General features: G+C 46.3%; 8 protein-coding genes and 1 pseudogene. 4 read left to right on the top strand and 5 right to left on the bottom strand.

All coding sequences use genetic code 11. The features are described 5' to 3' along the window. Positions 1-64: 64 nt before the first annotated feature. Positions 65-484, bottom strand: coding sequence for a hypothetical protein (locus RIC07_RS01545; protein ID WP_006099378.1), 420 nt, complete (start codon positions 482-484; stop codon positions 65-67). Positions 485-570: 86 nt separating this feature from the next. Beyond that, complete coding sequence (locus RIC07_RS01550; RefSeq protein WP_446392968.1) at positions 571-2,235, bottom strand: CTP synthase; 1,665 nt, start codon at positions 2,233-2,235, stop codon at positions 571-573. Between the two features lie 167 nt (positions 2,236-2,402). Here RIC07_RS01550 and RIC07_RS01555 point away from each other — a divergent pair, with 167 nt between their 5' ends. The 4 genes from RIC07_RS01555 to RIC07_RS01570 all read left to right on the top strand — a co-directional run bounded on the left by RIC07_RS01555 (position 2,403) and on the right by RIC07_RS01570 (position 5,528). Beyond that, positions 2,403-2,621, top strand: a complete 219-nt coding sequence (locus tag RIC07_RS01555) for a hypothetical protein (protein ID WP_446392969.1) — start codon at positions 2,403-2,405, stop codon at positions 2,619-2,621. 143 nt (positions 2,622-2,764) lie between these two features. Beyond that, entirely contained in the window at positions 2,765-3,310 is a 546-nt protein-coding gene (locus tag RIC07_RS01560) for a pyridoxamine 5'-phosphate oxidase family protein (RefSeq protein WP_446392970.1), read from the top strand. Continuing rightward, entirely contained in the window at positions 3,279-3,728 is a 450-nt protein-coding gene (locus RIC07_RS01565; RefSeq protein ID WP_446392971.1) for a hypothetical protein, read from the top strand. Before RIC07_RS01560 ends, RIC07_RS01565 begins: the two co-directional genes overlap by 32 nt. Before the next feature lie 24 nt (positions 3,729-3,752). Further along, positions 3,753-5,528 (top strand): N-acetylmuramoyl-L-alanine amidase, encoded by a 1,776-nt coding sequence (locus RIC07_RS01570; protein ID WP_446392972.1) that lies wholly within the window; start codon positions 3,753-3,755, stop codon positions 5,526-5,528. Between the two features lie 48 nt (positions 5,529-5,576). Here RIC07_RS01570 and RIC07_RS01575 read toward each other — a convergent pair whose 3' ends face one another. From RIC07_RS01575 to RIC07_RS01585, 3 genes and pseudogenes are all read right to left on the bottom strand, one after another. Further along, positions 5,577-6,020 carry a type II toxin-antitoxin system VapC family toxin gene (locus RIC07_RS01575; RefSeq protein ID WP_446392973.1) on the bottom strand — a complete coding sequence of 148 codons (444 nt, stop codon included), beginning with the start codon at positions 6,018-6,020 and terminating at the stop codon, positions 5,577-5,579. Continuing rightward, positions 6,020-6,289 carry a hypothetical protein gene (locus tag RIC07_RS01580; RefSeq protein WP_446392974.1) on the bottom strand — a complete coding sequence of 90 codons (270 nt, stop codon included), beginning with the start codon at positions 6,287-6,289 and terminating at the stop codon, positions 6,020-6,022. The genes RIC07_RS01575 and RIC07_RS01580 overlap by 1 nt, the downstream gene beginning before the upstream one ends. Before the next feature lie 720 nt (positions 6,290-7,009). Continuing rightward, positions 7,010-7,294: pseudogene (locus tag RIC07_RS01585) on the bottom strand (hypothetical protein); the annotation flags it as partial.

Genomic DNA, 7,294 nt, shown 5'->3' on the forward strand with positions numbered 1-7,294 from the left:
GGGTTTTACCACTATCGTTGCTGAGCCAGCCCCGATTTAACTAAACCCGCTCCAATTTAACTTTCTAAGAAATAACATAACCTGTTTTACGTTTAATATAATCTAGAATCTTCTGATAACTCTCTGGATCAGTTTGCTCATTAATAATAATCGGAATTGAACTATCGGGTAACCAAAAGGTTAACTTGCCACTCGCCGCGTGAGAAAAGCTACTGATGCGGTTTAGATCGATTACATAATCACTGCGCTCATATCTAACTTGAATCCAAGATCCAGCTAGGGAATGAGCACAGACTTGTTTAATATACTCCAAAACTTGATGATACCCCTCTGGATCACCTTGCTGATTAATGATAATCTGGTGGGCACTATTCGGCAACCAGAAGATAATTTTGCCGTTGGGAGCGCAGGCAAACGCACTGATGCGATCTAAGTCAATCACATAATCACTGCGTTCATAATCAATTTGTATCCAGTACGCCACAAAACCTCCTCAAGCCATTGCGAGCTTTGAGTTATGAGTTGTGGATAATTTAGGTAAACTCATAACTCAAAATTCAAATCTCTAGGTCACGATACCTGCACTGGGGATTGCTGGATAATGGGAGCATTGGTTGGAGAAATTGCATCTTCACTCTGGCATTGCTCGATCGCAGCTTGCACAAATCCTTTAAACAAGGGGTGGGGCGTACTCGGTCGAGAGCTAAACTCTGGGTGAAACTGAGTCGCCAGGAAGAAGGGATGATCGGGGTATTCAATGATTTCCACTAAACGACCATCGGGGGATGTGCCACTAATCATATAACCTGTGTCTAAAAGCAGGTTACGATAGGCATTATTAAATTCATAGCGATGTCGGTGACGTTCATAAATTACCTCCTCCCCATAGACTAATGCGGCTAAGGTATTGGGCAGAATCCGACAAGGACACATCCCTAAGCGCATCGTACCACCTAAGTCCACAACATCCTGCTGTTCGGGCAACAAGTTAATCACGGGATTCCGAGCATTGGGTACAAACTCAGCACTATGAGCATCCTCAAGCCGCGCAATATTTTGCGCCCACTCAATCACAGAACACTGCATTCCCAAGCATAAACCGAGGAAAGGAATTTTTTGGGTACGGGCATATTCAATCGCCGCAATTTTGCCATCTACGCCTCGGATACCAAAGCCTCCCGGAACAATGATAGCGTTGACTCCAGCTAAAAAGTGTTCCGCCCCCTCGGTTTCAATATCTTCTGAACTTACCCAACGGATGTTGAATTCGCTCCCCAATGCGATCGCGGCGTGGCGCAATCCTTCGACAACCGACAGATAAGCGTCACTTAAGCGGATATACTTACCGACAATGGCAATTTCCACCTGATGGATTGGGCGATGCATTCGTTCCACCAAGGTTTGCCACTGGCTTAAATCCGGTTCCCGTTGGGAGAGTTGTAATAGATCTAAGGTTTGGTTTGCCAGTCCTTCTTGTTCTAGAATCAGGGGGACTTCATAGATGCTATTGGCATCAGGAGAAGTAATCACCGATTCTACAGGCACATCGCAGAACTCCGAGAGTTTCTCTTTAATCCCTGGTTGCAGGGGGCGATCGCACCGACAGACTAAAATATCCGGTTGAATGCCAATCGAACGCAGTTCTTTCACCGAATGCTGAGTCGGCTTGGTTTTCATTTCACCCGCTGACGGAATCCACGGTAGCAGGGTGACGTGCATATACAGCACATTATTGCGCCCCACATCCTTACGGAATTGACGAATCGCTTCCAAAAATGGTAAGGATTCAATATCCCCGACGGTTCCACCAATTTCGGTAATTACCACATCCGGATTGGTATTTTTTGCCACCCGATGAATCCGTTCTTTAATCTCATTGGTAATATGGGGAATCACCTGCACTGTTCCCCCCATGTAGTCGCCGCGACGCTCTTTATTCAGAACCGCCTGATAGATTGATCCGGTGGTGACACTATTGAGGCGGGACATCAGCGTATCCGTAAACCGCTCATAATGCCCCAAGTCTAAATCCGTCTCCGCCCCATCTGCTGTGACAAAGACTTCCCCATGTTGAAAGGGACTCATAGTTCCTGGATCGACGTTAATATAGGGGTCTAGCTTAAGAATCGACACCGAATAATCCCGCGATTTGAGTAATCGTCCTAAGCTAGCAGCAACGATACCCTTACCGATGCTAGATACAACCCCACCTGTTACAAAGACAAATTTAGCCATAGAATTTTTAAGTACGCCAGACTTTTCAAGATGCACCCCGTTAATTGTGCCACAGTCTTTTAAGATTGTTTGGAGTCGGGCTGGAGTGTGACGCCCTCAATCACTCATAAGAGTAATCTTCCCCTGATCGGTTATTGAAATTGCTATCACCCTGTACACCCAAACCAATGAAACTCGCTTCTCCTAATCTCAGACGCCACAAGTCACGCTTAGAACATCCTTTCTCCATTTTCCATGCACAACTCGTCTGTACTATGCCCGATTCGTTTTTGGGGATTCTTTTATCCTTTACGTTAAACATCCGCTCTCGTCTGGAATGTCCACCCCGAAAGCCTGACGCTTTTTTCGTCCTGATTGTCTCCCGAAGCCCGATGAACTATACCTGACAATGCCCCCAGCCCCTCTCCCACTCAATGCTCATCCCTATTCCCAAGCTAGACGACTTGCGATCGCTTCCGACTGACAAGGTAACAAATTGTCTGCCTACATTTACAATACTTTATTTTTCTTTATCTATAGTAAGAGAACAATGGCAAAATTTTATTCAGAACTCCGCGAAGATTTACAAAACTTCGTCAAAGAACAACAGATTTTTTTTACCGCGACAGCACCTAGACAGGGACGGATTAATTTATCCCCCAAAGGTATGGACACATTTCGCTGTCTTGATCCGAAAACCGTCGCGTACCTGGATTTAACAGGTAGTGGCAATGAAACGGCGGCTCATTTGCAGGACGATAGTAGACTAACGATCATGTTTTGCAGTTTTACCGATAAACCTCTAATCTTACGCCTTTACGGTCAAGGGCGGGTAATTCGCCCTGTTGCTCCGGAATGGGACACCTTTTATACCCACTTTAATTCGCTGCCAGGACAACGACAAATTATTGTTCTAGATATTGAATCAGTACAAACCTCTTGTGGCTATGGTGTTCCCCTATATGAATTTCAAGGTGAACGAGAAACTCTGGTTAAATGGTCAGAGAAAAAGGGAGAACAGGGCATTTATGAATATTGGCAGGCAAAAAATATTCAAAGCATTGATGGATTACCCACTCATCTTTTATCCGATTGACAAAGCAGGTAAGGTGTGGGGATCTGGGGGATCTGGGGGAGCTGGGGAAGTAGGGGGAGCAGAGGGAGCAGAGGAAGCTGGGGGAGCAGAGGGAGCAGAGGGAGCAGAGGGAGCTGGGGGAGCAGAGGGAGCTGGGGGAGCAGAGGGAGCTGGGGGAGCAGAGGGAGCAGAGGGAGCAGAGGGAGCTGGGGGAGCTGGGGAAGCTGGGGAAGCTGGGGAAGCTGGGGAAGCTGGGGAAGCTGGGGAAGCTGGGGAAGCTGGGGAAGCTGGGGAAGCAGAGGGAGCAGAGGGAGCAGAGGGAGCAGAGGGAGCAGAGGGAGATGGGGAAGTTAACTCAAAACTCTACCTTGCCTATTCCCTATTGCCTATTCCCTATTGCCTATTCCCTGTTCCCTGTTCCCTGTTCCCTAACAAATGACAAATGACAAATGACGAATGACAAATGAAAACCATCCTAGGATTAGCTGTATTAGCATCAGTTATGGCATCTCCCGCTTGGGCGGAACAACCTCTTTTCCTGACGTATCCGTCTGACAATCATCAAACCACGGCGGAACAAATTTTTTTAATTGGAACAGCACCATCAGCAGGAGACGTGCGCGTCAATGGTCAAGTTATCCCCCGCAGTCCGGCTGGACATTTTGCGCCGAGTTTTCCCTTGGAATTGGGCAAAAATCGCTTTACCCTGCGCTATCAAAATCAGACCATTCAGATTAATGTAACTCGCGTTGATCCGACTCCAAACGTGCCAACTGGGTTAAGCTTTGCCAAGGATTCCCTCACCCCAAACGTGGATATTGCCCGATTACCTGGAGAACTAATCTGTTTTCGTGCGATCGCGCCACCAAATGCAACCGTTACAGTGAACCTGGCAAATCAAACCATTCCCCTAATGGCTCAATCCCAGGATGTCCAGTTACCGCCCAATTCCGCCGGATTAATTGCCCAAAATCAAGTTGGTGTTCAATCAACGAGGGGTGACTATCAAGGCTGTGCAACCGCAGAAATTGCGGCAAATTTAGGACAACCAAACTATCAGCTAACCGTGAATGGGAAAACCATCAGTCAAGCTGCACCGGGACAGATTTCAATTCTCAACCCCGTTGAATTAGAGGTGGCTGAGGTGATTGTGGATGCAGGTGTAGCCCGAACCGGACCGAGTACCACCTATTCTCGCCTCACCCCCTTACCCAAAGGCGTCAGGGCGACGGTTACGGGGCGGGAAGGGGGATGGGTCCGTTTAGATTATGGCGCGTGGATTAACGCTGAAGAAGTGCGTATTGTTCCGAATACGGTTCCGCCAACCGCCTTGATTCGTAGTATCCGCGCCCGTCAGATTCCAGGGGCGACAGAGGTGGTATTTCCCTTAAATACACCTGTACCTGTGAGTGTTCAGCAAGGCGATCGCACGTTTACGTTAAGCCTTTATAACACAACCGCCCAAACGGATGTGATCCGCTTGGATGATGACCCCCTGATTCAACGCTTAGATTGGCAACAAGTTACACCAACTCAGGTGAACTATACGTTTAACTTGAAATCGGATCAACAATGGGGGTATGACCTGAGATATGACCAAACCAATCTGATTCTCACCTTGCGTCATCCGCCAACTGTTCGCACTCAAAATATAGCACCAAATTCTGAGAATGCTTTACAACCGCTAAAAGGAATTAAAATCCTCCTTGATCCTGGACATGGGGGTGCAGAATTAGGGGCGAGGGGACCCACTGGTTATCCGGAAAAAGATGTGAATTTAATTGTGTCGAAGTTACTGCGCGATCAACTTCAGGAAAAGGGTGCAACGGTATATATGACACGGGAAACAGATCGGGCGGTGTCATTGGGCGATCGCGTGACTATGATTAACCAAATTAAACCCGCGATCGCGCTTTCGATTCATTACAACGCCCTCCCTGATGCTGGTGATGCGATAAATACCAAAGGGGTGGGTATGTTTTGGTATCATCCCCAGGCGCATAATTTGGCGATATTTTTGCAGGATTATCTGGTGAACCAGTTAGATCGTCCGGCTTATGGGGTGTTTTGGAATAATCTCGCACTCACTCGCCCTCATACTGCGCCATCGGTGTTATTAGAACTGGGATTTATGATTAATCCGGAGGAATTTGAGTGGATTATGAATCCGCAACAACAACAGAGATTAGCCCGTGCGATCGCGGATGGAGTGACGCAGTGGTTCCAGAATGTTCAATAAAGCCAAACAGTGAGGATTATTTGATTGAGCCGGATGAAAAAGTATCATTCAAACCCAAGATTCTAAGGCAAAAGGTTCTACCTGTTGAAGGCGTTGGAAATCATTGTCGGTAGAAACAACTGTAAGGTTGTCGTGAATTGCTGTAGCTGCGATCCAAAGATCGTTATCTCCAAAGCCAAGGCTTTGTGGATTGAAGTTTCGTCGCTGTGTCTTATTTTTGGGTCCAAAAGCAGTAATTAGCTTCCCTTTGAGCGAACCGTAAATTTCCGAAATGGGCAGGCTGATGGGATACAAGTCAATTATGTCTAGAAAAGCTCTGACTTGCTGGAGGTTAGCTGCTGTTCGCTCAGATTTAGCTGCCATGTAGAAGAGTTCCCCACAGACGATGATACTGGTGGCAACACCTGCATCGCTGTGAACTTGTAGCTGTTGAATGAGGGCTTGTTCACCAAAGATGATACGGCTACAGTGGTTGGTGTCGAGCAAATACATCAGAATTCAGCTGGGGAGCGAGTATCGTAGACAAGTTGAAGACATTCCTCGAAGTCTTCGCCCTGCCAAGTTCCAGCAAATTTTAATAAGTCTTTGGCTTTAGAGCCACGCACAATGGGTTCCCCATCCGAAATTGGAACGGTTTTAGAGCGAGTGGTAGGGCGGGTAGGTCTGGTTTTAAGGTATTCCAGATAGTCAAGAATTTGCTCCAGAATGGGTTCTGGGGTAGATTCGATCGCGATGAGCAATTTTTCTTTAGTGGTGGTCATAAGTTGAAGTTGGTGGTATAAGAAATGCAGCTATAATAAGTCTAGTCTATCGTTAAAACTGAGTGCAAGCGGCATTACTAAGGTAGAATATTGGTATCGGCAATGACTAATTTTTGATTACTTTGCATTTTTAATCACTCCCGCATCAGAATCAAATAGTAACAAAATCTATAGCAATCCTAAATAGGTTGTGAAAAATCAAAAAAGTGAAAAAAGCTTTGAAACTATTGCCCATTGCCCATTGCCCCTGACACACCGAGCGAAGTCGAGGTGTTGCCCATTGCCGAAAATCATCAAATTTTTGGACACGACTCAAATAGGATTGCTATAGCTCATTACTACTGAGACTTCTGTGTTTTTTCAGAAATCTTTTGAGATTCCTTCAGATAATCCTCATTAAATTTTAATTGCTCATTGAGCGCTTCTGTATGTGCATTAGTTGCCTTTACATGATGTTCCACAGCAGCTTCATAAGCTGTATTAGAGGGTTCACCGTGCTTTTGATCAGACTTTTCAGCTTCTTCGATGATAGCCTTCGCTTCCTGCTGTATGGTTTGGCTGTACTCTTCTAAGGATTGTCCATGTTCTGAGTTCCCTTTCTCTTTGAAAGATTTCCCCAGCTTCTCTAGACGTTTACCGCTTCTAAAAACCTAGACAAACCTACCCATAAGTAATTCTGCCTTGGTATAAGTCCACGGTGTAACTTTTGGTCGATGACCGTTAACGCTTGCGCTTGGCTGATACCCGGCGTTGTTGCTCGATATCAGCCTTAACCAACGGCTCCCAGTTAGAGATACTATAGTAATCGTGCCTACGATTGACTACAGGGCATCGACCCATAAAATTATTAAATTGATATAGAGCGCTCCATACGTGCTTTCTCGGATTCACTCCAAGATAGGCGGACACAGAGCGCGGCAATCTCTCACTATACTTCATTCCTCTTCTGGCAATTGCCAGAGCCGCTACCACATCAGATGATAGTCCATACATCCGACTATATTT

The organism is Coleofasciculus sp. E1-EBD-02 (assembly GCF_040218245.1).
Taxonomy (GTDB): Bacteria; Cyanobacteriota; Cyanobacteriia; order Cyanobacteriales; family Coleofasciculaceae; genus Coleofasciculus.

Coding starts and splice junctions, on each gene's coding strand:
- RIC07_RS01550 (WP_446392968.1), bottom strand. CDS start 2,235: ATGGCTAAATTTGTCTTTGTAACAGGTGGGGTTGTATCTAGCATCGGT.
- RIC07_RS01555 (WP_446392969.1), top strand. CDS start 2,403: ATGAAACTCGCTTCTCCTAATCTCAGACGCCACAAGTCACGCTTAGAA.
- RIC07_RS01560 (WP_446392970.1), top strand. CDS start 2,765: ATGGCAAAATTTTATTCAGAACTCCGCGAAGATTTACAAAACTTCGTC.
- RIC07_RS01565 (WP_446392971.1), top strand. CDS start 3,279: ATGGATTACCCACTCATCTTTTATCCGATTGACAAAGCAGGTAAGGTG.
- RIC07_RS01570 (WP_446392972.1), top strand. CDS start 3,753: ATGAAAACCATCCTAGGATTAGCTGTATTAGCATCAGTTATGGCATCT.
- RIC07_RS01575 (WP_446392973.1), bottom strand. CDS start 6,020: ATGTATTTGCTCGACACCAACCACTGTAGCCGTATCATCTTTGGTGAA.
- RIC07_RS01580 (WP_446392974.1), bottom strand. CDS start 6,289: ATGACCACCACTAAAGAAAAATTGCTCATCGCGATCGAATCTACCCCA.